The sequence below is a fragment of the Pantoea sp. X-Soil-TKNS-1211 genome, assembly GCF_059730495.1.
The window spans coordinates 2,157,455-2,180,392 of record NZ_AP035953.1; the positions used below are offsets into that span (position 1 = coordinate 2,157,455).

Annotated in this window: 22 protein-coding genes; 12 read left to right on the forward strand and 10 right to left on the reverse strand. The window is 56.9% G+C overall.

Translation table 11 applies throughout. The features are described 5' to 3' along the window. Positions 1-77: 77 nt before the first annotated feature. Complete coding sequence (locus AC6I8W_RS10335; RefSeq protein ID WP_497838063.1) at positions 78-908, reverse strand: IclR family transcriptional regulator; 831 nt, start codon at positions 906-908, stop codon at positions 78-80. 325 nt (positions 909-1,233) lie between these two features. Between AC6I8W_RS10335 and AC6I8W_RS10340 the strand changes: the two genes are divergently transcribed. The 11 genes from AC6I8W_RS10340 (at position 1,234) to araD (ending at position 12,519) form a co-directional block, all read left to right on the forward strand. Then, on the forward strand, positions 1,234-2,760 hold the full coding sequence (locus tag AC6I8W_RS10340; protein WP_497838064.1) for a sugar ABC transporter ATP-binding protein: 1,527 nt from the start codon (positions 1,234-1,236) through the stop codon (positions 2,758-2,760). 22 nt (positions 2,761-2,782) lie between these two features. After that, entirely contained in the window at positions 2,783-3,883 is a 1,101-nt protein-coding gene (locus AC6I8W_RS10345) for an ABC transporter permease (RefSeq protein ID WP_497838065.1), read from the forward strand. After that, entirely contained in the window at positions 3,880-4,980 is a 1,101-nt protein-coding gene (locus tag AC6I8W_RS10350) for an ABC transporter substrate-binding protein (RefSeq protein WP_497838066.1), read from the forward strand. Before AC6I8W_RS10345 ends, AC6I8W_RS10350 begins: the two co-directional genes overlap by 4 nt. Beyond that, positions 4,980-5,810 (forward strand): SMP-30/gluconolactonase/LRE family protein, encoded by an 831-nt coding sequence (locus AC6I8W_RS10355; RefSeq protein WP_497838162.1) that lies wholly within the window; start codon positions 4,980-4,982, stop codon positions 5,808-5,810. Before AC6I8W_RS10350 ends, AC6I8W_RS10355 begins: the two co-directional genes overlap by 1 nt. A 244-nt stretch (positions 5,811-6,054) precedes the next feature. Then, positions 6,055-7,053 (forward strand): 3-dehydro-L-gulonate 2-dehydrogenase, encoded by a 999-nt coding sequence (yiaK, locus tag AC6I8W_RS10360; RefSeq protein WP_480371346.1) that lies wholly within the window; start codon positions 6,055-6,057, stop codon positions 7,051-7,053. A gap of 14 nt (positions 7,054-7,067) precedes the next feature. Then, on the forward strand, positions 7,068-7,544 hold the full coding sequence (locus tag AC6I8W_RS10365; RefSeq protein WP_497838067.1) for a NanQ anomerase/TabA/YiaL family protein: 477 nt from the start codon (positions 7,068-7,070) through the stop codon (positions 7,542-7,544). After that, positions 7,541-8,836, forward strand: coding sequence for an MFS transporter (locus AC6I8W_RS10370; RefSeq protein WP_497838068.1), 1,296 nt, complete (start codon positions 7,541-7,543; stop codon positions 8,834-8,836). The genes AC6I8W_RS10365 and AC6I8W_RS10370 overlap by 4 nt, the downstream gene beginning before the upstream one ends. Beyond that, the gene (locus tag AC6I8W_RS10375; RefSeq protein ID WP_497838069.1) at positions 8,833-10,314 is read left to right on the forward strand and encodes an FGGY-family carbohydrate kinase; all 1,482 of its coding nucleotides are present in this window, start codon (positions 8,833-8,835) and stop codon (positions 10,312-10,314) included. Before AC6I8W_RS10370 ends, AC6I8W_RS10375 begins: the two co-directional genes overlap by 4 nt. After that, on the forward strand, positions 10,311-10,967 hold the full coding sequence (gene ulaD, locus AC6I8W_RS10380) for a 3-keto-L-gulonate-6-phosphate decarboxylase UlaD (RefSeq protein ID WP_497838070.1): 657 nt from the start codon (positions 10,311-10,313) through the stop codon (positions 10,965-10,967). Before AC6I8W_RS10375 ends, ulaD begins: the two co-directional genes overlap by 4 nt. Further along, positions 10,964-11,824: an L-ribulose-5-phosphate 3-epimerase gene (locus tag AC6I8W_RS10385; RefSeq protein ID WP_497838071.1), complete on the forward strand. Its 861-nt coding sequence runs from the start codon at positions 10,964-10,966 to the stop codon at positions 11,822-11,824. Before ulaD ends, AC6I8W_RS10385 begins: the two co-directional genes overlap by 4 nt. Further along, positions 11,821-12,519 (forward strand): L-ribulose-5-phosphate 4-epimerase, encoded by a 699-nt coding sequence (gene araD, locus AC6I8W_RS10390; RefSeq protein WP_497838072.1) that lies wholly within the window; start codon positions 11,821-11,823, stop codon positions 12,517-12,519. The genes AC6I8W_RS10385 and araD overlap by 4 nt, the downstream gene beginning before the upstream one ends. An 89-nt stretch (positions 12,520-12,608) precedes the next feature. Here araD and kbaY read toward each other — a convergent pair whose 3' ends face one another. The 5 genes from kbaY to kbaZ all read right to left on the reverse strand — a co-directional run bounded on the left by kbaY (position 12,609) and on the right by kbaZ (position 17,845). Next, complete coding sequence (gene kbaY / locus AC6I8W_RS10395) at positions 12,609-13,466, reverse strand: tagatose-bisphosphate aldolase subunit KbaY (RefSeq protein ID WP_497838073.1); 858 nt, start codon at positions 13,464-13,466, stop codon at positions 12,609-12,611. Then, the gene (locus tag AC6I8W_RS10400) at positions 13,466-14,626 is read right to left on the reverse strand and encodes an SIS domain-containing protein (protein ID WP_497838074.1); all 1,161 of its coding nucleotides are present in this window, start codon (positions 14,624-14,626) and stop codon (positions 13,466-13,468) included. Before AC6I8W_RS10400 ends, kbaY begins: the two co-directional genes overlap by 1 nt. Positions 14,627-15,006: 380 nt before the next feature. Beyond that, a complete protein-coding gene (locus AC6I8W_RS10405) occupies positions 15,007-15,243 on the reverse strand; it encodes a hypothetical protein (RefSeq protein ID WP_497838075.1) in 237 nt (78 codons plus the stop codon). A gap of 181 nt (positions 15,244-15,424) precedes the next feature. After that, on the reverse strand, positions 15,425-16,552 hold the full coding sequence (nagA, locus tag AC6I8W_RS10410) for an N-acetylglucosamine-6-phosphate deacetylase (RefSeq protein WP_497838076.1): 1,128 nt from the start codon (positions 16,550-16,552) through the stop codon (positions 15,425-15,427). Positions 16,553-16,564: 12 nt separating this feature from the next. Beyond that, entirely contained in the window at positions 16,565-17,845 is a 1,281-nt protein-coding gene (kbaZ, locus tag AC6I8W_RS10415; protein WP_497838077.1) for a tagatose-bisphosphate aldolase subunit KbaZ, read from the reverse strand. 249 nt (positions 17,846-18,094) lie between these two features. Between kbaZ and AC6I8W_RS10420 the strand changes: the two genes are divergently transcribed. Continuing rightward, positions 18,095-18,904 carry a DeoR family transcriptional regulator gene (locus AC6I8W_RS10420; protein WP_497834941.1) on the forward strand — a complete coding sequence of 270 codons (810 nt, stop codon included), beginning with the start codon at positions 18,095-18,097 and terminating at the stop codon, positions 18,902-18,904. A gap of 33 nt (positions 18,905-18,937) precedes the next feature. Here the strand turns inward: AC6I8W_RS10420 and AC6I8W_RS10425 are convergent, their stop codons facing one another. The 4 genes from AC6I8W_RS10425 to AC6I8W_RS10440 are packed head-to-tail and all read right to left on the reverse strand — an operon-like array spanning position 18,938 to position 22,929. After that, positions 18,938-20,101, reverse strand: a complete 1,164-nt coding sequence (locus AC6I8W_RS10425) for a Gfo/Idh/MocA family protein (protein WP_497834942.1) — start codon at positions 20,099-20,101, stop codon at positions 18,938-18,940. 16 nt (positions 20,102-20,117) lie between these two features. Then, on the reverse strand, positions 20,118-20,888 hold the full coding sequence (gene agaR / locus AC6I8W_RS10430; protein WP_497834943.1) for a transcriptional repressor AgaR: 771 nt from the start codon (positions 20,886-20,888) through the stop codon (positions 20,118-20,120). Then, positions 20,885-21,802 carry an ROK family protein gene (locus AC6I8W_RS10435; RefSeq protein ID WP_497834944.1) on the reverse strand — a complete coding sequence of 306 codons (918 nt, stop codon included), beginning with the start codon at positions 21,800-21,802 and terminating at the stop codon, positions 20,885-20,887. Before AC6I8W_RS10435 ends, agaR begins: the two co-directional genes overlap by 4 nt. 5 nt (positions 21,803-21,807) lie before the next feature. Further along, a complete protein-coding gene (locus AC6I8W_RS10440; RefSeq protein ID WP_497834945.1) occupies positions 21,808-22,929 on the reverse strand; it encodes an ABC transporter ATP-binding protein in 1,122 nt (373 codons plus the stop codon). Positions 22,930-22,938: the final 9 nt, after the last annotated feature.

Here is a 22,938-nt window from a genome sequence, read left to right on the forward strand (position 1 = left end):
TCAGTAACACGGTATCTTACGTAGCGGCGCGATTTATCGCGCTCGTTTGATTAACATCCGCGCGATAAATCGCGCCGCTACATAACAGGCTGTTGCGACACCACGTATCCCAGCTCCTCCGAAATCGCCCGCGCAGTGGCGACCACCGGACCCATCAGCTTTTTCACCCCGATCTGTTGCATCTTGGCGGTGGGCAGCGATATCGACACCGCATACGGCACCCGCTGCTGAATATCGAACACCGGGGCGGCAATGCAGGAAACACCCAGTTCATTCTCTTCACGATCCATCGCTGTCTGCTGCTGACGGATGGTTTTCAGTTCTTCCATCATTTCTGGCAGCGTGGTGATGGTGTTTTTCGTCAGTTGCTGAATACTGTCCTGATGGCTTTGCCAGTAGTGCGCCGGATACTCTTCGCTGCCCCAGGCCATAAAAATCTTACCCATTGCCGAACAATACAACGGCATATGCTGGCCGATATAGGCGCGGGTGCGCATCATGCCGGTGGTCGGCTCCAGCTTGTAAATCAGGATCACATGGTCATCTTCGCGGCTGGAGAAATTCACCGTTTCGCCCACTTCCAGATTCAGTTTCTCCAGATGCGGCGCGGCGACATGGATGATGTTGAGGGAGGAGAGCGCTTTCTGTCCGACAGAAATAAACTTCGTCGTCAGACGGTAGCTGCCAGGCGAAGGGGCCTGAGTGACATAACCGCTGCTGTGCAACCCCTGCAACAGGCGATGCACGGTACTTTTGTTCATACCGGACAACTCAGAAAGATGGGCCAGCGGGCAACCGTTTGGGTAGTTGCTCAATAATTCAATCAGTTGCAGCCCACGAAACAAGCTCTGTGTCCCCAGTGGCTTGTCACTCTTCTCTTCCTTCGCTTTCGCTACTTTAACCACCATCCACGCTTCCTCTTAGTTTTCCCACTCCGATAAAAGAGCAGTCGCCCGATGTTAACCCATGCACTTCAGCCTGGGAATCTTTCGCCAGGTTTAGTGTGACTTTTGGTGAAAATCCAGCCGCTGTGGAAGTGAGTGATGCATCACAAATCCACAACATTAATTATAACTATTTGTTTATTAGGTAAATATATCCTCGTCACTTCTTTGCTTTTCCCGCGCGCCAGGAATAGTATTTTTTGGAATCGTATTTCGCATGTTGAAATTTAGCGGTGTTTTCATGCTGTCGCCGCTGTTGATGCTCACCAGGAGTTTGCAGGAGGCGGTAATGCAGCATAGTCCGGGAACACCGGTTCTTACTCTGAGCCATATCACTAAACGCTTTGGCGGTAATCCCGCCGTCAATGATGTCAGTCTTGAGGTGTTTCCCGGCGAGGTGGTTGCCTTGCTGGGCGAAAACGGTGCGGGAAAATCCACCCTGATCAAAGTGCTGGCCGGGGTGTATAGCCGTGATGAAGGGGATATTCGCTTTCATGATACCAGCATCGCCTCGGCTGCCAGTCTGAAAACCGCTACCCGGCAGCCAATCGCCTTTATTCATCAGGATCTCGGTCTGATCGAATGGATGACGGTGGCGGAAAATATGGCGCTGGTGATGGGGTTTACCCGTCGTCTCGGTTTAATTGACTGGCGGGCGGTACGCGAGCGTTCGCGTGCGGCGTTGATCGATGTCGGCATCATGCTGGACCCGGATGCCCGCGTGTTTGAACTGTCGCGGACCGAGAAATCGCTGCTGGCCATTGCGCGTGCGGTGGCGGTCAACGCGGAGGTACTGGTGCTGGATGAGCCTACCGCCTCGTTACCGGCCAATGATGTACGCCACCTGTTTGAAGTCATCAACCGGTTGAAAAGTCGCAAAGTCGGCATGATTTACGTCACCCATCGCCTCGATGAGGTGATTGAAATTGCCGACCGTATCTGCGTGATGCGTGATGGCAAGCGGGTCGCAGAAGGCAATACCGCCGATTATCAGTTGCACGATCTGGTGGAGATGATTGTTGGCGAGGCACTGGAGGGCAATCAACGTCAGCCGTTGCCGGCAGCGAGCAAACCGGTGCTGGTGCTGGATCAGCTCTGCATTGATGAAGTCGGGCCGGTCAGCTTCAGCCTGCAACCGGGCGAAATGCTGGCGCTGGCCGGATTACGCGGTGCCGGGCAAGAGGAGATTGGCCGCCTGTTGTTTGGTCTGCGCCAGGCCAGCGCAGGAACGCTGCACTTTCGTGACCAGCCTTATCACCCGCAGACGCCGCATCAGGCGATGGCGGCCGGTGTGTCGCTGGTGGCGGGGGACCGCACCGGCGAAAGCCTGGTGATGTCGATGAGCGTGCGCGAAAACCTGTTTCTGAATCCCTGCGCCAGCGGCCACCGGCTGCTGTCACGCTACGGACGTCGTGCCGAAATCGGTGCCAGCTGGTGGAAAGTCCAGTTGTTCGATGTCCGTCCCAAAGACGTCAACCTCGATATCAGTGCCTTATCGGGCGGCAATCAACAGAAGGTGGTAATGGCACGTTGGATGCACCTCAATGCGCCGCTACTGATCCTTGAAGATCCCACCGCAGGCGTTGATGTGGGCGCACGTGAAGAGATCTATCACCTGCTGAATAAAGCGTTGAGCGAGGGCGTGGCGGTGCTGGTGATTTCCAATGACCTCGAAGAGATCGCCCATATCTGCAACCGCGCGCTGGTGTTTAACCGGGGCCAGGTGGTGGGTGAATTAAAAAATGAACAGGTGACCTTTGCCGGTTTGCTGGAGCTGGCCTCTGCCAGCAGCGCTGCCCCATTAACCACCGTCTGAAAAGGAAGGCTGGAGAAAAATCATGTCAAAAACATCCGTAAAATCCACCGCGCTTGAGCAGCGGGTCAGCCTTGCGCAGCACGGCTTTGCCCCCTGGTCGATGCAGATTATGACCCGCTACGGCCTGCTGCTGTTATGCGTGCTGTTGACCCTGTTGTTCTCACTGCTGTCACCGTCTTTTGCCACCATGCTGACCTTACAGGCGATTCTCGCCAGTAAAGCCAAAATTGCACTGCTGGCGCTGGCCGCGACCTTGCCGATGATCGTCGGCAAGATCGATCTGAACGTCGGTTTCGGCATCGTGCTGTGGCATATCCTCGCCATTACCCTTCAGGTGGAGTACGGCTTCTCGTGGCAGATGGCGGTATTGACGGTGCTGGTGATCTCCGCACTGTATGGCTTGATGAACGGTATCCTGGTGGCACTGGCGGATATCGACAGCTTTGTTGCGACGCTCGGCTCCGGCACCGTGCTGTACGCCGTGGCGCTGTGGCACTCCGGCGGTCGGCAAATTGTCGGTGACCTACCCGATGCTTTTAGCGCGTTACACCATACCGAGCTGTTCGGCATTCCCATCGGCGCGTTTTATGTGTTGATCGTCGCGCTGGTGCTGTGGCTAATCACTGAGCATACCCCGCTGGGCCGCTGTATGTATGCGGTGGGGGGGAACCCAACGGCGGCTCGTCTCAACGGCATCGCGGTGAATAAATACATCATCGGCACCTTTATTGCCTCCAGCGTCCTCACCGGTTTCAGCGGGGTGTTGATTGCGGCTGAGCAGGGCGTGGGCCAGGCCAGCGTCGGGATGGATTATTTGTTGCCAGCGCTGGTGGGGGCTTTCCTCGGCAGCACCACCATTCGTCCGGGACGGGTTAACGTCTGGGGGACGGTGGTGGGGATCGCCATCCTCGCCATCGGTATCGCCGGTATCCAGCAATTTGGTGGCGATTTCTGGGTTGAGCCGTTGTTCAACGGTGCCACGTTGTTGCTGTCGATTACGCTTGCCGGTTACGCCCAGCGTCGTCGCATGCTGAACCAAAAAGCCGTGGTGCGCAGCCAGAGCGCACCCACCTCTGCACCTGACCATAAACAAAAAACCATCACACCAGGGAATTCATTATGAAAAATCAGGCATTGAGTCTCACCTTGGCCGCCATGCTGGTGGCCTCCGCTTCCGCCCAGGCTGACAGCTACCTGGATCAGGCGACCGCTGCGGTAGCGAAGGCCACCGCCAGCTCTACGACCTGGGATGGGCCAACCACTGGCCCCAAACTGCAACCGAACAAAAAAATCATCTTTATCGCCTCAGATATGAAAAATGGCGGCGTGCAGGGGGTACAGCAGGGACTGAGCGAAGCGGCGAAGGTGGCGGGTTGGAAGCTGGAAACCCTCGATGGTGGTGGATCAGTGAAAGATCAACTCTCCGCGCTGAATCAGGCGATTGCCCAGCGCCCGGATGGCATCGTGATTGGTGGCTGGAACCCGAACGTAGCAAAAATCCCGCTGAAGAAAGCCAAAGAACAAAAAATCGTGCTGATGGCCTGGCATGCCGAACCGCAGCCGGGACCGATTGCAAAGTATGGCGTGACGGACAATATCACCTCCGATTCCAATGATGTCGCACGGCTGGCGGCGCAGTACGCCGTGGTGCAATCCGGTGGTAAGGCGCAGGTGTTGATCTTCACCGATTCGCTGTACCAAATCGCGCTGGACAAGGCCAACACCATGAAGCAGGAGATTGAGAAATGCAGCGGCTGCAAGGTGGTGGAGTTTATTGATACGCCACTGGCGGATACTGCCAACCGTATGCCTTCTATGACCTTCAGCTTGTTGCAGAAATACGGCGATCATTTCCAGTACGCGCTGTCGATCAACGATCTCTATTTTGACTTTATGGCTCCGGCGCTGAAAACCGCGGGTAAAGGCGGCAGCAATGCACCCTTTAACATTTCCGCCGGTGACGGTTCCATTTCGGCGTTCCAGCGCATCCGCAACAGCGACAGCCAGATTGCCACGGTGGCGGAGCCGCTCAAGTTGCACGGTTGGCAACTGCTGGATGAGTTCAACCGCGCTTTTGCCGGGCAACCTTCCTCCGGTTACGTCACCCCGGCGCATCTGATCACCAAAGAAAACATTGCCAACGACGGTGGCCCGCAGAACAACTATGACCCGGCGAATAACTATCAGGGGCACTACAAAACCATCTGGGGCGTACAGTGATGCAGCCGGAAAAACTCTGTTCACCCGCCATCTGGGCCGAAGGCCCGGTATGGCTGCCGCAGCAAGATGCGGTGGTGTTTAGTGATGTGAAAGGCAACCGAATGTTCCGCTGGCAGCGCAACGGTGAGCTGAGCCTGTGGCGCGCCAGCGCCAACTTCGCCAATGGCAACGCGCGTGACCAGGAGGGGCGGGTAGTGAGCTGTGAACATGGTCGACGCGGCATCAGCCGTACCGAACATGACGGCAGCGTCAGCCTGCTGGTCGATAAGGTGGAGGGTAAGCGCTTTAACTCACCGAATGATGTGGTGGTGCGTTCTGATGGCACCCTCTGGTTTACCGATCCGCCGTACGGGATCATCAACGATGAGGAGGGGTATCACGCGCACAGCCAGGTGATCGGTTGTTATCTCTACTGTTTCGATCCGGCTAGCGGACAGCTCAACATCGCCGCCAGCGATCTCCAGCGCCCCAACGGGCTGGCATTTTCGCCCGACGAAAGCCTGCTGTACGTCGCCGATATGTCGGTGGTGGATTTCCCCACGCTGGGCCGTCGTCAATTGCGGGTTTACAAGGTGGATGGTCGCGAACTGGTGGCGGGGAAATTTTTTGCCGAGGTCGCACCGGGTTTTCCTGACGGCTTCTGTGTCGCGGGCAACGGCGATATTTATTGCAGCTGTGCGGACGGGGTGATCATCTTCGACAGCAGCGGGCGAACGCGCGGCAAAATCCCGCTACCGGAACGGGTATCAAACTGCACGCTGGGCGGCCCGCAGGGTAACGAGTTGTATATCACTGCCACCACATCCTTGTATCGGGTGCGTTTGTTGTAACGGCGCGATTTATCGCGCGGTTCCGTATCGGGGCAGGAACCTCTGCCCCGGCTTCCCCACGCCTGAATCCTGGTCAATTTGCGGCCGATCACAAAAAGCGATCAAAGTTTTATTTGATTGATTTATAAAGATAAATTTCCTGTTCATTTCTTTGACTCGCCTTAGCTTTCGCCATACGATTTATTTGGAACGACATTCCAACATATGAAATATAAAGCGTAATGCTGGGGAGACAGTAGCCGTTATGAGAATCAGCTATCAGCAGTTATATGAAGAATTCCTGCGTGTCTTGCTGAGTCGCAAGGTGCCAGAAGACAAGGCCACCGCCTGTGCCGCCATGTTTGCCGAAACCAGCCTGAATGGCGTCTATTCACACGGCGTGAATCGTTTTCCCCGTTTTATTCAGCAACTGGACGCCGGGCATATCGTGCCTGAAGCCACGGCGAATAAGGTGTTGTCGCTGGGTGCTATCGAGCAGTGGGATGCGCAACGCGCCATCGGCAATATCACCGCGCGCAGCATGATGGATCGTGCCATTGAGCTGGCGACGGACCACGGCATTGGCCTGGTGGCCTTGCGTAATGCTAACCACTGGATGCGCGGTGGCAGCTATGGCTGGCAGGCGGCGGAGAAGGGATATGTCGGCATCTGTTGGACCAATTCAATAGCAGTGATGCCGCCGTGGGGGGCGAAAAACTGCGCCATTGGCACCAACCCGCTGATTGTCGCGGTGCCGGGTGAACCCATCACCATGGTGGATATGTCAATGTCGATGTTTTCCTACGGCATGCTGGAGGTGAACCGCCTGGCGGGTAAAACCCTGCCGGTGGATGGCGGTTTTGATAACGATGGCAACTACACCCGCGATCCTGCCACCATCGAAAACAATCGTCGCATTTTACCCATGGGTTACTGGAAAGGCTCTGCGCTGTCGGTAGTGCTGGATATGCTCGCCACGCTGCTGTCGAACGGTGCGTCGGTGACAGAGGTGACCGAAGACAATGGCGACGAATTTGGCATCTCGCAGGTGTTTATCGCGATCGATGTCGATCGCCTGATTGACGGTGCTACCCGCGACCACAAGCTGCAACGCATTCGCGCCTCGATAACCGGTGCCGAACGCGCCGACAGCCAACAGGCAGTACGCCTGCCGGGTGAACGTTTCCCGGTGTTGCGGGCAGAAAACCTGCGTCTTGGCATCCCTGTGGATGAACGTGTCTGGACACGCATCCAGGCGTTGTAACGGAGGATAACCCCATGATTACCGGACATATCGCCAACACCGATGCACGCCATTACCCACCGGCTATCGCCCGTGCCATTGCGTATCTCGCCAGCCACGACCTGGCAAATATCGCTGCCGGACGCTATGTCGACAGCGCTACCGGCTGGCAGGTACAGGTGCTGGATTTGCACACCGCTGCGGCACAGGAAAATTATCCCGAAGCGCACCGCCACCATATCGATGTGCAATATCTGGTGTCGGGCGCGGAGGTGATTGGCGTGGCGAATCAACCCGCCAACCTGGCGGTACATCAGCCGTATAACGCCGAGCGCGACATTGTTTTTTATCAGCACGCCCCGGATGAAACCCTGATCCGCATGGTGCCTGGCACCTTTGCGGTGTTCTTCCCGCAGGATATTCACCGACCCAATTGCGCGCCGGATCAGCCCGCAGCGATCCGCAAAGTGGTGGTGAAGATCCCGACATCCGCGTTGGAGGAAATAGCATGAGTCTGACATCGACGACACTGAACGGTGAAGGCGTACCGGCACTGCGCTGGCTGCGCATCATCCCGCCGATTTTGATCACCTGCATCATCTCGTATATGGATCGCGTCAACATTGCGTTCGCCATGCCGGGCGGAATGGATGCAGAGCTGGGCATCAGCGCCTCCATGGCCGGGTTAGCCGGTGGCATCTTCTTTATTGGTTATCTGTTCCTGCAAGTACCGGGCGGCAAGCTGGCGGTGTACGGCAACGGCAAACGTTTTATTGGTTGGTCGCTGCTGGCATGGGCGGTGATCTCGATCCTCACCGGATTAGCCACCAGCCAGTATCAGTTGCTGGCGCTGCGCTTTGCCCTCGGTGTCGCGGAAGGCGGCATGTTGCCGGTGGTGCTGACCATGATCGGCAACTGGTTCCCGGATAAAGAACGTGGCCGCGCCAATGCCATCGTCATTATGTTCGTGCCGATCGCCGGGATTATCACCGCACCACTGTCAGGCTGGATCATCACCCACTGGGACTGGCGCATGTTGTTCTTTGTTGAAGGGGTGCTGTCGGTGTTTGTTATGGCGCTGTGGCTGTTCACCATCAGCAACCGCCCACAGGAAGCGCGCTGGATCTCGCCAGCCGAGAAGCAGTATCTGATCAAGACCCTGCACGATGAACAACTGATGATCAAAGGCCAGAACACGCGTAAAGCCTCGCTGAGTCGGGTGATGCGTGAGCCAGTTATGTGGCGTCTGATCCTGGTGAACTTCTTTTACCAGACCGGCATTTATGGCTACACCCTGTGGCTGCCGACCATCCTGAAAGGCCTGACCAACGGCAACGCCGAAAAGGTGGGGATGCTGGCGATTCTGCCGTATGTCGGGGCGATTTTTGGCATGTTCCTGTTCTCTGCGCTCTCCGATGCCAGCGGACGCCGCAAGATCTTCGTGGCACTGCCGCTGGCCGGGTTTGCTCTGTGTATGGCGCTGTCAGTGCTGTTGCAGGCGCATATCTGGTGGTCGTATGCCGCCCTGGTGGGTTGCGGGGTGTTTATCCAGTCGGCGGCTGGCGTGTTCTGGAGTATTCCGCCGCGTCTGTTTAACGCCGAAGTGGCCGGTGGCGCGCGCGGTCTGATCAATGCGCTGGGTAATCTCGGTGGTTTCTGCGGTCCATATATGGTGGGTGTGTTGATTGCCGAGTACAGCAAAGATGCCGGGGTTTACAGCCTGGCGATCTCGCTGGCGATTGCCTCGTTGCTGGCGCTGACGCTACCGTCGCGTTGCGACTCCGTGAAGGGAGAGGCCGCATGAACAGCTGGTTAGGACTGGACTGCGGCGGCACCTTTATCAAAGCCGGATTGTATGATGCCAAGGGGCGTGAGCTGGCGGTGGCGCGGCAAAACCTGCCGGTGCGGGTGCCGCAACCGGGCTGGGCAGAGCGCGATATGGCGCAGCTGTGGCAACAGGCTGCCGCAGTGATCCGTGAGGTACTGCAACAAAGCGGGCAGGTGGCGGCACAGGTGGCGGGGGTCGGAATATCTGCTCAGGGCAAGGGGCTATTCCTGCTGGATAAACAGGGCCAGCCGCTGGGCAATGGCATCCTCTCCTCGGATCGACGCGCCCTGACGTTGGTGCAGCAGTGGCAACGTGATGGCATGCCACAGCAACTCTATCCGCAGACGCGGCAGACGCTGTGGACCGGCCATCCGGTGTCGTTGCTGCGCTGGATCAAACAACATGAGCCACAGCGTTACGCTGCAATTGGTAGCGTGCTGATGGCGCATGATTACCTGCGTTTCTGTCTGACCGGTGAACTGGCCTGCGAGGAGACCAATATCTCCGAATCCAACCTGTATGACATGCAGAGCGGCGGCTGGTCGGCCGCGTTGGCTGAGACCTTAGATATCAGCGAAATCGTCCCGGCCTTGCCGCCGATCATTGGTCCGACTGAGGTAGCCGGTTATGTCACCGCCCAGGCAGCGGCGCTGTGTGGCTTACGGGAAGGTACGCCGGTAGTCGGTGGCCTGTTTGATGTGGTGTCCACCGCCATCTGCGCCGGGTTGCATGACGATACCCGGTTGAATGCGGTGATGGGCACCTGGTCAGTCACCAGCGGCATTACCGACCGTATCATTGCGGAGGCCGATTACCCGTTTGTCTATGGACGCTACGCCATCGACGACCAGTTCATCATTCATGACGCCAGTCCGACCTCCGCCGCCAATCTTGAATGGTTCTGTCAGCAGTGGGGCATCGACGATTATCAGCAACTGAATGACTGGGTAGCCGGGCTACCCGCCGCCAGCAGCTCGCTGTTGTTTCTGCCGTTCCTGTATGGCTGCAACGCCGGAGCCGATCTACACGGCAGTTTTTTTGGGATGCAGGCGGGGCACACCCGTGCTCACCTGGTACAGGCGATCTACGAAGGCGTGGTGTTCTCCCACCTGACTCATCTCAACCGCATGCGTCAGCGCTTCCCACAGGCCAGCGCCCTGCGTCTGAGCGGTGGACCCACCCGTTCTGCGCCCTGGATGCAGATGCTGGCCGATGCCAGCGGTTTGCCGGTCGAGGTGCCGCAAATCGCCGAGAGCGGCTGTCTGGGGGCGGCGCTGGTCGCGCTCACCGGCACCGCTGCCTATGCCTCACTGCAACAGGCACAGCAGGCGCTCAACCCGGACATCGTCATCTGGCAGCCGGATAGCACCCGGCACGCCCGCTATCAGCAGAAATATCAACGTTATCAGCAACTGGTCAATGCGCTGGTGGCTGTACAAGGAGTGAATCCATGAGCCTTCCTTTACTGCAACTGGCGCTGGACCACACCGACCTCGATGCGGCGCTCAGTACCGCGCAGCAACTGCATCAGGAGGTCGATATTATCGAGGCAGGCACCATTTTGTGTTTCAGCGCCGGGATTGACGCGGTGCGCCGCCTGCGTCAGCAGCATCCGGCGAAAACCCTGGTGGCCGATTTTAAAGTCGCCGATGCCGGAGCGACGTTAGCCCGGATGGCGTTTGACGCCGGGGCGAACTGGATGACGGTGATCTGCGCCGCGCCGCTGGCGACCTTCGCCACCGCGCTGGATGTGGCGCGCAGTTATCAGGGCGATATTCAGATCGAATTGTTTGGTCACTGGACGCTGGAAGATGCGCGTCAGTGGCGCAGCCTCGGTCTGACGCAGGCTATTTACCATCGGGGGCGAGACGCCCAGGCCAGCGGCCAGCAGTGGAGCCAACAGGATCTGGCGGCGATGCAGGCGCTATCCGATATGGGGTTTGCATTGTCGATCACCGGAGGTATTACCCCGGATGAACTGCCGCAGTTTCGCAATATCGACGTCAAGGCGTTTATCGCCGGGCGCGCATTGAGTGACAGTGTCACCGGCATTGCCACCGCACACCAATTTCATCAGGCCATTGCCAACATCTGGGGAACCGCATGAAACGCCAGCATCCACTGGGAATCTATGAAAAAGCACTGCCCGGCCACCTCACCTGGCCGGAGCGACTGGCGCTGGCGAAAGCCTGTGGCTTCGATTTTGTCGAAATGTCGGTCGATGAAACCGACGAACGACTCGCCAGGCTGGACTGGAGCAAAGAACAACGCCTGTCGCTGGTCAACGCGATGATTGAAACCGGCGTCACCATTCCGTCGATGTGCCTGTCCGGGCATCGCCGCTTTCCGTTCGGCAGCCATGACACTGAGACGCGTCAGCGCGCCGATGACCTGATGGACCGGGCGATTCAGTTGGCAAAGGATGTGGGCATCCGCACCATCCAACTGGCGGGCTATGACGTCTACTACGAGCCCCATGACGAAGGCACGGTGGCCCGTTTTGCGGCGGGACTGTCCCGCGCGGTGGAGCGTGCCGCTGCCGCCCAGGTGATGTTGGCGGTGGAGATCATGGACACCGAATTTATCAACGCCATCAGCAAATGGAAGGTATGGGAGCAGCAACAGGCTTCGCCATGGTTCTCCGTCTATCCCGACGTTGGCAACCTCAGCGCCTGGGGCAATGACGTCACCGCCGAGCTGACGCTGGGCATTGATCGCATTGCCGCTATTCATCTGAAAGATACGCAACCGGTCACCGCCAGCTCGCCGGGACAGTTCCGTGATGTGCCGTTCGGCCAGGGTTGCGTCGATTTTGTCAGCGTGTTTCGCACGCTGAAGCAGCTGAACTATCGCGGGGCGTTTCTGATTGAGATGTGGACCGAAAAAGCCGAGGAGCCGGTGGCGGAGATCGTGCAGGCACGGCGCTGGATTGAACAAAAAATGCAGGAAGGGGGATTACTGTGAGCTTATTAACCTTGAAACAACAGGTGCTGGAAGCCAACCTCGCGTTGCCGCGCCATCACCTTGTCACCTTTACCTGGGGTAACGTCAGTGCCATTGATCGTGCCAGCGGCCTGGTGGCGATCAAACCCTCCGGCGTCGAGTATGACGGCATGACGGTGGAGGATATCGTGGTGCTGGAGCTGGAGAGCGGCCGCATCGTTGAGGGTAGCAAAAAACCGTCATCGGACACTGCCACCCATCTGGCGCTGTATCGCGCGTTCGCCGATATTGGCGGCATTGTGCATACCCATTCGCGCCATGCCACCATCTGGTCACAGGCCGGACAGGATTTACCTGCATGGGGCACCACCCACGCCGATTACTTCTACGGTTCCGTCCCCTGTACCCGGCTGATGACCGAGCAGGAGATCGTCAATGAATACGAATACAACACCGGGCAGGTGATTATTGAAACCTTCCGTTCACGCGGCATCAGCCCAACGGCGATTCCGGCGGTGTTGGTCAATGCCCATGGCCCCTTTGCCTGGGGCAAAGATGCGGACAATGCGGTACATAATGCGGTGGTGCTGGAAGAGATTGCCTATATGGGGATTTTTTCGCGCCAACTGACGCCGGGGATTAAAAATATGCAGCAGGATTTACTGGATAAACACTTTCTCAGGAAGCACGGCGCGAATGCCTATTATGGGCAGTAAACCATTCAAAACCGTGCGATAAATCGCGCCGCTACGCATGCTTCACGCTCTCGTAGCGGCGCAATTTATTGCGCGGGTTGTAGTGGATGTTACTTCAGTCGATCTGCCGATCCACACACCAGGATCTTATCGCGCACCACCGCTTTCATCGCATCCATCCCGACCCGCAGGTAATAACGCGGATCGTTACCCTGCGGATTCTCGCCGAACCAGTTTTTCACCGCTCCGGCAAAGGCAATTTTCAGCTCGGTTGCCACATTAACCTTACACACACCCAAACCAATAGCGCGGCGAACATAGTCATCCGGTACATCGCTGGCACCGTGTAACACCAGCGGGATAGTGACGCGTTGATGGATCTTTTCCAGCCGCGCAAAGTCAATTTTCGGCGTGTGGGTATACAGGCCATGCGCGGTGCCAATCGCCACCGCCAGGCTGTCAACGCCGGTTTGATTAACGAATTCCAGTGCTTCGTCAGGATCGGTGAGAAACGCGCTTTCGTCACTGACCTCCATATCATCTTCAACGCCACCCAGACGTCCCAGCTCGGCTTCAACGCTGCAATCATGGCGATGACAGAAGTTGACCACTTCACGCGTCAGTTGGACGTTAGCGGCAAAGGGGACATGGCTACCGTCAATCATCGCGCTACGCACGCCGGCATGCACTTTGTTGCTGATATCCGCCAGCGTTTCATGGTGGTCAAGATGCAACGCCAGCGGCAGGCCATAACTGCGTGAATAGGCCTGGCACAGAGCAAAGATCTCCTGAAACGCGATATGTTTAAAGGTTCCCGGCGTGCCCGCCAGAATCACCGGTGACTGCATCTCTTTACACACATCGAGGATCGCCTGAATGGTTTCCGCGTTGTGGATATTGAACGCGGGTACGGCATAGCCGTTGGCCTGGGCATCCAGCAGCAAATATTTGGTGGAGATAATACCCATCAGCGTGCCTCCGGCCAGGCATGGATCACCACGCCTTGCACCACACGATTCACCGTGCCACTGGCTGACGGGGTGTCCGGGGTGATGCCTGCTTTCAGTGATGCGGTCAGGGCAAAGATCTGTGCGTAAATCAGGAAACAGAAAGCCAGCTCGATATCGTTAAAGGTGCGCGAGGCAGGCAGGTAGAGGTGAGGACCGGCCTCGATTGCCGTCGCAGGGGTATCGCTAATGGCGACCACCCGCAACGCGATGTTTTCGCGATGCAGCTCGGCCAGCAGATCGAGATCGTATTGACGGGTGTAGGGATGGCTGGAGACAAACACCACCACCAGGGTTTCATCATCGACGAGGGATTTCGGACCATGACGAAAACCTACCGGCGATTCGTAGAAGGCCGCCAGCTGCCCGGCAGTGAGTTCCAGCACCTTCAGCGCGGATTCGCGTGCTGCACCTTGTAAACCGCCACTGCCGAGATACACCACGCGCCGCCAGTCCAGATCACCAAATGCCGACTGGCTGAAATCACCGTGGCTGGCAATGATCTGCTCACAGCAGGCTGCGACGCTGGCGAAGCTGTGGCTGTTGAACAGTTGTGGGGCGAAAATCGCCAGGCAACTGAGCATCATGGTGCTGATGCTACTGGTCATGGCAAAGCCACGATCGTGAGTTTCTGCGGGCATCAGACGCGCCCTGGCGTTGTCATGCTCGCTGGCATAGCGATACAGATCGCCGGTGGCGTTACAGGTGATGATCAGATGACGGCAATTCGCCACAAACTGGTTTGCCAGCTGTACCGCAGCCACACTTTCCGGGCTGTTGCCGGAACGGGCAAACGAAACCAGCAGTAAGGGCTGGTCGGTGTGAAAATAATCCATTGGGTTGGTGACGAGATCGGTGGTGGGGATCGCCACCACATTGGCTTTTAGTTGGCGAGCCAGGCAAGGCGCGATAATGTCGCCGATAAACGCTGACGAACCGGCACCGGTGAGAATAATCTTCCCGCCTGGTTGCGCATAAAAGGGGGTCAGCCAGTCATCCAGTTCTGCACGCTGGGTGTCGAGATGGTGCAGGGCGGTCATCCAACTGGTCGGTTGCTGGCGAATCTCTTCTTCGGTCCAGGTTTGAGTGCCCGATGTGTTGGCCGCAAGGGTTTCATTCATAACACTATCCTTAAGATTAAGCCGTGACAGAAAGTCAACCTGATGGTTTCACTACCTTTCTTTTTGCGGTGCTTTTGTTATTTCAATTAATAAAGCAATCTACAAGAAAGAAAGTGAAAGCACAACATGAAAAGGGAAGAAAACGAAAGGTGGTGGTGATGAGGATGTGCAGAAACAGCGTGATAAATCACGCCGCTACGGATCGTGCGGAAAAAGTCGCGATGCGAAATGTTGTGCCATGCCGACAACAGTCGTAGCGGCGCGATGTATCGCGCAACGCCCAATGGAGAGAAAATAATTAACAGGCAGGAAAAGGAGAAATAATAAATTATTATATTTAACCTGGTGATAACAATATCACCATAATAATTTCGTATTGATTAACGGGTAATGAACAACAACCAACTCATAATAGTGACTGCCGATGTCAGAATATAGCCGATGCCTTCACCCGTCATATATCGACGCATGGTCATATGCATCTGTCCCACTTGAATTTTCTCACGCTTCTCTTCGTGAGTAGCGTTGACGATAGTACGAAACGCGGCGATCCCATTGGTCAATAAAAGCGAACAGAAAGCAGCAACGGTAAGGGTTAGCATGTTATGCATGGTCATAGATTTCAATAAGTCTGTCAGTCAGGGCGGAAGCTGATTTTATTTCAAATGCCCCGAGATTTCAGGTCAAAATTAACTATCAATACCATTGACCCAGACTTCAATAAATATTGGCGCGATACATCGCGCCGCTACAAAGCGTTATGTAGCGGCGTGATTTATCACGCCTTGCCATATTCAGTCAGGAAACCGCAACGCCTTTTACCCAGAGTTGCTGTGGAATCAACTGATTATCTAACGCCAGAATATTGGCCTGCTTGCCTGGCACGAGGGAACCAAGTTGATGTGATATGCCCAGCAGACGCGCCGGGTGCAGGCTTGCCATTTCAATCGCCTGTTGGCTACTCACTCCGCCATGGTTGACCATATTGCGCACCGCCGCATCCAGCGCCAGCGTGCTCCCCGCCAGACCACCCGCCGCACTGCGTACCACACCAGACCTCATCTCCACGTTGTGGCCGCAGATGGCGTACAGACCATCGGGCATACCCGCAGCCCGCATGGCATCGGTAATCAGGACGATGCGTTGCGCGGCGCATTGACAGGTGACGCGCATCACTGCCGGGTGCACATGATGACCATCGGCGATCAATTCCAGCCAGGCGCGGGTATCACTCAGCCCGGCACCGACCATGCCAGGCTCGCGATGGTGCAAACCGCTCATGCCATTGAAGCAGTGCACCAGCCCATCGGCACCGGCATCCAGCGCGTGCTGCGTCTGTGCATAGCTGGCGGCACTGTGGCCCAGCATCACACGAATACCGCGTGCTTTCAGGTGGCGGATAGCCGTCAGCGCATCCGGCTTTTCCGGGGCCAGCGCCACCATGCGCAGCGTGCCTTGCGCAGCCTCGATTAACTGATCAATCTCGGCCACCTCCAGTTCGCGAAACCACTCAGGCAGATGAGCGCCACGATTTTCCGGCGTAAACCACGGCCCTTCCAGGTAGCTGCCGAGTAACTGCGCCCCATTGGCAGCATGGTGATAAGCAGCAATGCGCCGCAGCGCCGCGATAATTTCTGGCAGCGGCGCGGTGACGGTGGTCGCCAGCCAGGCACCCACACCTTCGCCTGCTTTGTGCCGTGCCAGCGTGGCGAGCGCAGCCGGATCGTCATCCATCACATCAACGCCTGCGCCGCCGTGGACGTGGGTATCGATATAAGCCGGACATAACAATTCAGCATCTCGGCGAGGGTCACCCACGGCGATCGGCTGAATGGCGGTGATGCTGCCATTGACGATATGGAGCTGCTGATCGTCACGCCAGCCACTTTCGCACAACAACCGACGCGCACGAATGATCTGTTCCATCAGCGCATCTCCTTATGCCGGCTGGCAGGCGCGATGGTACTGCTGCAACACGTCCTGGATGTGGTCAATCAGCAGGGCATGGGGTGTTGCTGCTAACTGGCCCTGGCGAACTTTGCCATATTGCAACGGCAGATATTGGCTGATCAGTGGCAACGGTAGTGCGGTATCGGCCAGATTGCGGATCAAGACCTTAAACGCCTCGGCGATCTGTGCATCCGGCCAGTAATAACGCACGCGGTCTGAATAGCTGAAGCCACGGGCCAGACGGCGGGTGGTACTGTCGCCGTGATAGTGGCTATGCCAGTAGTCCGGTTTGTCGAGCATCACCCCATCCAACACCGTGCGCAGGTGGGAACAGGCTTTGGCACTTAACAGTTCCTCCTCGATACAAGCCAGAGAAAACAGCGCTTCACGCAGGGCAAACGTCAGGGCAGGCCCGACTTTCAGAATGGCAAAATGGTCGATTACCAGCTGCCGTAACGCCTGCGGGGTTTGATAATCGGTGGAGTGGGCCTCGAACAGCGGACGGCCGGCGCTTTCCGCCCACCGGCACAACTGCTGTGCCTTTTGCGGCTGATAATCAATGATATGGGTGTGGTCAAACTCGACGCCGGGCTGTACCACCAGGCCGATGATGCGCGGCCAGAGTGTTGATAATCCCTGTTGTTCAAAGGCCTGATGGTGCGCCATCAGTGTGGCCTGCGCCGCTTCTGGAGTGGTGACGGCCAACTCGGTCAGGGTTTCGTGCGCGCCACCCGGCACCGGGACTTCGGTGCCAATCACATACACCAGGTCACGACAGCCAAAGTGCTGCTGGCAGGTGGCTTCAGCAATCGCGGCCAGCCGGGCGGCACGCTGTGCCACAATCGCATCGGTCAGTGGCACCGGATCGTCAGCGCAGGACATGCTGCAATCGAGATGAATTTTCTTGAAACCTGCCTGCACATAATGGGCAATCAGCACTTCAGCGTGCTGCATCGCCACCTCGGCAGGTTCTTTTTGCCAGCGGTTCGGGCCGAGATGATCGCCGCCGAGAATCAGCTGCTCACGCGGGAACTGACAGCTATCCGCCAGCTGCCAGAGAAAATCACGGAAATCAGCCGGGGTCATCCCGGTGTAACCGCCGGTCTGATCGACCTGATTGGAGGTAGCTTCAACCAGCAGCGGCTGCTGATGGTCACGGGCAAAGCACAGTGCGGCTTCCAGTACCAACGGGTGGGCGGAACAGACGGAGAAGATGCCGTTTTGCTCACCCTGGCGGTGACGCTCGATGATTGCAGTTAATAGTTTCACTTTAGGCTCCACAGGGTCAGATGTCACCCACCAACCTTTCATAATCTTTCGTTGTGTGGTGGGTGGCGACTTATGAAAACAAAATGAAAGCTATCAGACCCGCCAGGAGAAAGGCAAGAAAAAGATAACGCAAGGCCGGAAGTGATTATGGCTTGTTGTTGCGGTAACAGAGGTTGCATTTCATTGAAAGAAAGGCGTTAATAGCGAAATCGAAATAAAACGAAAGATCAGACTGGCAGGGCAAACCTTATGCAGCATTCCGATAATCCACTGGAAAAAGGCGTGGCGGCGACCAGCGAGCGTCGCGAGCAGATCATTCAAAAATTACGCCAGCACGGCAGCGTGCAGGTGAATGATCTTGCCGCATTGTACGGCGTCTCTACCGTGACCATCCGCAATGACCTGGCGTTTCTGGAGAAGCAAGGCATCGCGGTACGGGTGTATGGCGGTGCGTTGATCTGCGATAACGGTGCGGCGGCGGTGGAACCTTCGGTCAAAGATAAGAGCGCGCTTAATGTGTCGGCGAAACGCAGCATCGCCAGCGTCGCTGCCGAACTGATAAAACCGGGCCATCGGGTGATCCTCGATTCGGGCACCACCACCTTTGAAATCGCCCGCCATATGCGTCAGCATCAGGATGTCATCGCTATGACCAACGGCATGAACGTCGCCAACGCGCTGGTTGAGGCGGAAGGGGTCGAGGTGCTGATGACCGGTGGTCATTTGCGTCGTCAGTCGTTGTCATTCTATGGCGACCAGGCCGATCATTCGTTGCAGAACTACCATTTTGACCTGCTGTTCCTTGGCGTGGATGCCATCGACCTGGAACGCGGCATCAGTACCCACAATGAAGACGAAGCACGTCTGAATCGTCGCATGTGTGAAGTGGCGGAGCGCATCATTGTGGTCACGGATTCCAGCAAATTTAACCGCTCCAGCCTGCACAAAATCATCGATACCCAGCGCATCCATATGATCATCACTGACGACAGCATTCCGCAAAACAGCCTCGAAGGGCTGCGTAAAGCGGGTATTGATGTGGTGTTGGTCAGCCAGTAATTAACGCGGGCGAGGATCTGCCCGCGTCACGATTCAGGCGACCTGCGGCGTGGTGAGTAAACGGTCGAGTTTCTCCCATACCGGTGCCAGATCCACTAACGTACGCTGTTCGCGTGCTTCATCCATCGCCAGCGCGAGGATGCCGGCTTCGATAGCATCCTGCGGTGACACCGGCAGCGGGCCACCGTGCAGCACATGATCCATCACTTCCTGCGCCATCTGCTCATCAGCCCCGTAATGTTGCGATAATGCGGTACGCGTGGCGTAGGACTTATCCACGGTTTTCTTGCCGCTCATCACATCGTGCACCCACAGGAAACCGCGAATAAAATCACCTTCCGCCTGGCCGCGCGAACCCATGATGCAGAAGCGACGAAACTGATCCGGGGCGTTGAGATTGGTATGAAAATTCAGCGCGACGCCGTTGGCGTATTCAACAATCGCCACCTGGTGGTCGACAATGTCACCATCACTGTCGAACACCTTGTCATCACCCAGCCAGCCCGAGGGTTTTTGGTGGAACAGTGACATATCGTCCACCCCTTGCTGGCGCGGATCGTTTTCCGGTACAAAGTTGCGGCGGCCGCCGAAGCTGGCGACGCGCATCGGGCGTGAGCCGATCAGGCTGTTGTACAGGTCGAGGTCGTGGCAGCATTTCTCCAGCATAAAACTGCCTGAGTAGCGCGAGTAACGTCGCCAGTCGCGCATGAAAAACGCGCCATGGTATGGATAGATATGTTCCGAGGCTTCCACTGAGACGATGTTGCCCAGCGCCCCTGACTGACGCGCCTGCATCACATCGCGGTACATCGGTGCGTAACGCAGCACCAGGCCGATCAACAGCTGTTCCTGGCCGTACTGCGCCAACAGTTCCGCCAGTTGATAACTTTGCTCCATGCTGGCGACCACCGGTTTTTCGCAGAATACCTTCACGCCTGCCGCCAGCCCGATACGGATATGCTCAAGGTGCAGATGGTTGGGGGATCCAATCATCAGCAGGTCAATCTGATGCGCCGCCAGCAGTGCTTCGGGGGTGTCATAGGCGACCCCGGCATCGATGCCATGTTGTTGTAGCGTTGCCAGCCCGGCGGGGGCCGGGTCGACATAGCCGACGATGGTAAAGTCTGGCGACAGGCTGCTGAACACATGCCCGAGGTAACCAAGACGGAATCCTAATCCAATAATGCCCACTTTCATGACGTTCTCCCGCGTATTAGCGATCGGCGATAATGATGTCGACGCCCATTTTCTCCAGGGCGCGCACGTATTGTTCGGATATGGCGCTGTCAGTGACCAGTCGGTGAATGCGTTCCACTTCGCGAATCAGACAGAAACTGGTGCGGCCAAACTTGCTGGAGTCGGCCACGGCGATGATTTCACGTGATACGTCGCACATCGCCCGGTTAATCTGCGCCTCTCCCAATTGCGGCGTGGTGATGCCGGAGGCGAGATCAAAGCCATCGACGCCGAGAAACAATTTGTCGAAACGGTACTGGCGGATGTGTTGCTCGGCGGTGGGTCCGTCGATCGACCAGGAAGCGCTGCGCACGTTGCCACCCAGCACCATCAGATGGATGTTTTCGCGGCTAGCCAGTTCGTAAGCGATGTTGATGGCGTTGGTCATCACCACCAGTTCCTTTTTGCTCTCCAGATGCTTGGTCATCAGACTGGTGGTGGAGCCAGAATCGATAATCACCGCCTCACCGTCGTTGATCAGGGCGGCGGCGGCTTTGGCGATGGCGAATTTGACGTCGCGATTAATTTTGCCTTTGTCTTCCAGCGGACGATCAAAGACAAACTGGCGATTCAGCTGGGCGCCGCCGTAGCCACGAATGGCGCAGCCACTCTTCTCCAGCCAGCGCAGATCGTTGCGGATAGTGACGGAACTGACGTTGTAGAGGGTGCTGAGATCTTCCACCCGCACCACACCTTCGCGCCTCAACTGCTCAATAATCGATTCACGGCGTTGCTCGGTATTGATCATAGGGACTCTCTTTCAGCATCGTTGAGGAGGGCAGCACCGCGTACGCCGCTGCTGTCACCAAAAACCGGGGCCAGAATTGCGGCCGGCGGAGAGATAGCGAATAAGCTCTCGCGCATGGCATCCGGTAACAACGGGTAAATCTCGGGGATATTGGACAAACCACCACCCAGCACAAAGGCGTCAATATCCAGCAGCATTTGTAACCCCGCCAGTGCGCTGGCCAGCACGGCGATAAAGGTATGGAAAATCTGCTGTGCCAGGGAATCGGCGCGGCGATAGCTGTGCATCAATTCTGGCAGGTCACGGGCCGGGTGCCCGAAATGTTGGCTTAACGTCAACAGGCCGCGACCAGAGACGTAGCGTTCATAGCAATCAGTCAGGCCACAGTTGCAGCTAAACGAGGGCAGCGTGTAACGCTGGAACAACCGCGCAGGCACCGGCAAATGCCCCCATTCACCGGCCAGCCCGTGTTTACCGCGAAACAACTGCTTATCCACCACCAAACCACCACCGGCCCCGGTGCCGATAATCGCGCCAAATACTACCGAATAATCCAGCGTCTGAGGCGAGTGGGCTTCTGACAGGGCAAAGCAGTGGCAGTCATTGGCGATCGCCACTGGCCGATTGAGCAGCGTCTCGATATCGCGCTTCAGGTTGCGTCCGGTGAGGCAGGGGACATTGGCCGCCAACTGCTGCTGGGTACGTGGATCGGTAATACCCGGCAAGCCAATCCCGACTCTCCCTTTGCCACCAAATTGCTGATCTGCCTCTTGCGTCAGCTTCACCAGGCAATGCAGAAAGGCGGCGTAATCGTCGCCGGGGGTGGGCACCCGCTGGCGAAACAGCTGTTGCATGTTGTCGTCATAAGCGGCGATTTCAATTTTCGTTCCGCCGATATCAAATCCGTAGCGCATTGATGTTATCCCGCGTTGCGTAGCACGCGTCCATGGTTGATATCAAACAAATGCGCGTGGTCCAGCGCCAGTTGCAGACCGATGCGCTCACCGGGTTGCAGCGACCAGCCGGGCGAGGAGGGGAAGCGCGCGACAAAGTGGCGGCCCGCGACATCGCAATGAACGATCTCCTCATTGCCCATATGTTCTACCGTCTGCACCGTAGCTGGCAGCGCAGCGGGCGCATCCACTGTGGTGATCATCACATGTTCAGGGCGAATACCGAGGCAAATCTGTTCCTCATGATAACCGGTGAGGCGGTCGGCGACGCTGGCAGGCAGCGACAGTTGCCCGGCATCGCCAAAGGAGAGCGTTAACTGCTGCGGCTTACGCATAATAGTTACATCATGCAGATTCATGGCCGGGCTGCCGATAAATGCAGCCACAAATTTGTTTGCAGGCTGATGATAGAGGGTGACAGGCTTGTCGACCTGTTGAATCACGCCACGATCCAGTACGCAGATGCGATCGCCCATCGTCATCGCTTCTACCTGATCGTGCGTGACATATACCATAGTGGAAGGTAATCCTTCCGCTTTCAGTTGCTGGTGAAGATTGATCAGTTGCAGCCGCATCGAGACGCGCAGTTTCGCATCCAGGTTGGAGAGCGGTTCATCAAACAAAAACACGCGCGGACGGCGCACAATGGCCCGCCCCAGCGCCACGCGTTGGCACTGGCCGCCAGACAATTGGCCCGGTTTACGTTCCAGCAGGTGGCTGATCTCCAGATTTTCTGCCGCTTCCCGCACTCGCCGGTCAATCTCTTCACGTGGCATTTTCCCTTGTAGGCTAAACGCCATGTTTTTATAAACCGTCATGTGCGGGTAGAGCGCGTAGTTCTGGAACACCATCGCCACTTCGCGATCCTTGGGTAAGACCTGATTGACGCAGCGATTCTGGATCACAATTTCACCTTCGCTGATACTTTCCAGCCCGGCAATCATGCGCAGCAGCGTCGATTTGGCGCAGCCAGATGGCCCGACAAACACCATAAATTCGCCTTCCTGAATCGACAGCTCAATACCGTGCAGCGCCTGGAAGCCGTTGGGATAAATTTTCTTCACATCATGTAATTGAATACCAGACATAGCTGCTTC

What these genes read in the sequence shown, in the direction of transcription:
- AC6I8W_RS10345 (WP_497838065.1), top strand. Translation starts at nt 2,783, where the DNA reads ATGTCAAAAACATCCGTAAAATCCACCGCGCTTGAGCAGCGGGTCAGC.
- agaR (WP_497834943.1), bottom strand. Translation starts at nt 20,888, where the DNA reads ATGATCAATACCGAGCAACGCCGTGAATCGATTATTGAGCAGTTGAGG.
- ulaD (WP_497838070.1), top strand. Translation starts at nt 10,311, where the DNA reads ATGAGCCTTCCTTTACTGCAACTGGCGCTGGACCACACCGACCTCGAT.
- yiaK (WP_480371346.1), top strand. Translation starts at nt 6,055, where the DNA reads ATGAGAATCAGCTATCAGCAGTTATATGAAGAATTCCTGCGTGTCTTG.
- kbaY (WP_497838073.1), bottom strand. Translation starts at nt 13,466, where the DNA reads ATGGGTATTATCTCCACCAAATATTTGCTGCTGGATGCCCAGGCCAAC.
- AC6I8W_RS10405 (WP_497838075.1), bottom strand. Translation starts at nt 15,243, where the DNA reads ATGACCATGCATAACATGCTAACCCTTACCGTTGCTGCTTTCTGTTCG.
- AC6I8W_RS10425 (WP_497834942.1), bottom strand. Translation starts at nt 20,101, where the DNA reads ATGAAAGTGGGCATTATTGGATTAGGATTCCGTCTTGGTTACCTCGGG.
- AC6I8W_RS10400 (WP_497838074.1), bottom strand. Translation starts at nt 14,626, where the DNA reads ATGAATGAAACCCTTGCGGCCAACACATCGGGCACTCAAACCTGGACC.
- AC6I8W_RS10350 (WP_497838066.1), top strand. Translation starts at nt 3,880, where the DNA reads ATGAAAAATCAGGCATTGAGTCTCACCTTGGCCGCCATGCTGGTGGCC.
- AC6I8W_RS10365 (WP_497838067.1), top strand. Translation starts at nt 7,068, where the DNA reads ATGATTACCGGACATATCGCCAACACCGATGCACGCCATTACCCACCG.
- AC6I8W_RS10385 (WP_497838071.1), top strand. Translation starts at nt 10,964, where the DNA reads ATGAAACGCCAGCATCCACTGGGAATCTATGAAAAAGCACTGCCCGGC.
- nagA (WP_497838076.1), bottom strand. Translation starts at nt 16,552, where the DNA reads ATGGAACAGATCATTCGTGCGCGTCGGTTGTTGTGCGAAAGTGGCTGG.
- AC6I8W_RS10370 (WP_497838068.1), top strand. Translation starts at nt 7,541, where the DNA reads ATGAGTCTGACATCGACGACACTGAACGGTGAAGGCGTACCGGCACTG.
- AC6I8W_RS10335 (WP_497838063.1), bottom strand. Translation starts at nt 908, where the DNA reads ATGGTGGTTAAAGTAGCGAAAGCGAAGGAAGAGAAGAGTGACAAGCCA.
- AC6I8W_RS10440 (WP_497834945.1), bottom strand. Translation starts at nt 22,929, where the DNA reads ATGTCTGGTATTCAATTACATGATGTGAAGAAAATTTATCCCAACGGC.
- AC6I8W_RS10435 (WP_497834944.1), bottom strand. Translation starts at nt 21,802, where the DNA reads ATGCGCTACGGATTTGATATCGGCGGAACGAAAATTGAAATCGCCGCT.
- AC6I8W_RS10355 (WP_497838162.1), top strand. Translation starts at nt 4,980, where the DNA reads ATGCAGCCGGAAAAACTCTGTTCACCCGCCATCTGGGCCGAAGGCCCG.
- AC6I8W_RS10420 (WP_497834941.1), top strand. Translation starts at nt 18,095, where the DNA reads ATGCAGCATTCCGATAATCCACTGGAAAAAGGCGTGGCGGCGACCAGC.
- AC6I8W_RS10375 (WP_497838069.1), top strand. Translation starts at nt 8,833, where the DNA reads ATGAACAGCTGGTTAGGACTGGACTGCGGCGGCACCTTTATCAAAGCC.
- AC6I8W_RS10340 (WP_497838064.1), top strand. Translation starts at nt 1,234, where the DNA reads ATGCAGCATAGTCCGGGAACACCGGTTCTTACTCTGAGCCATATCACT.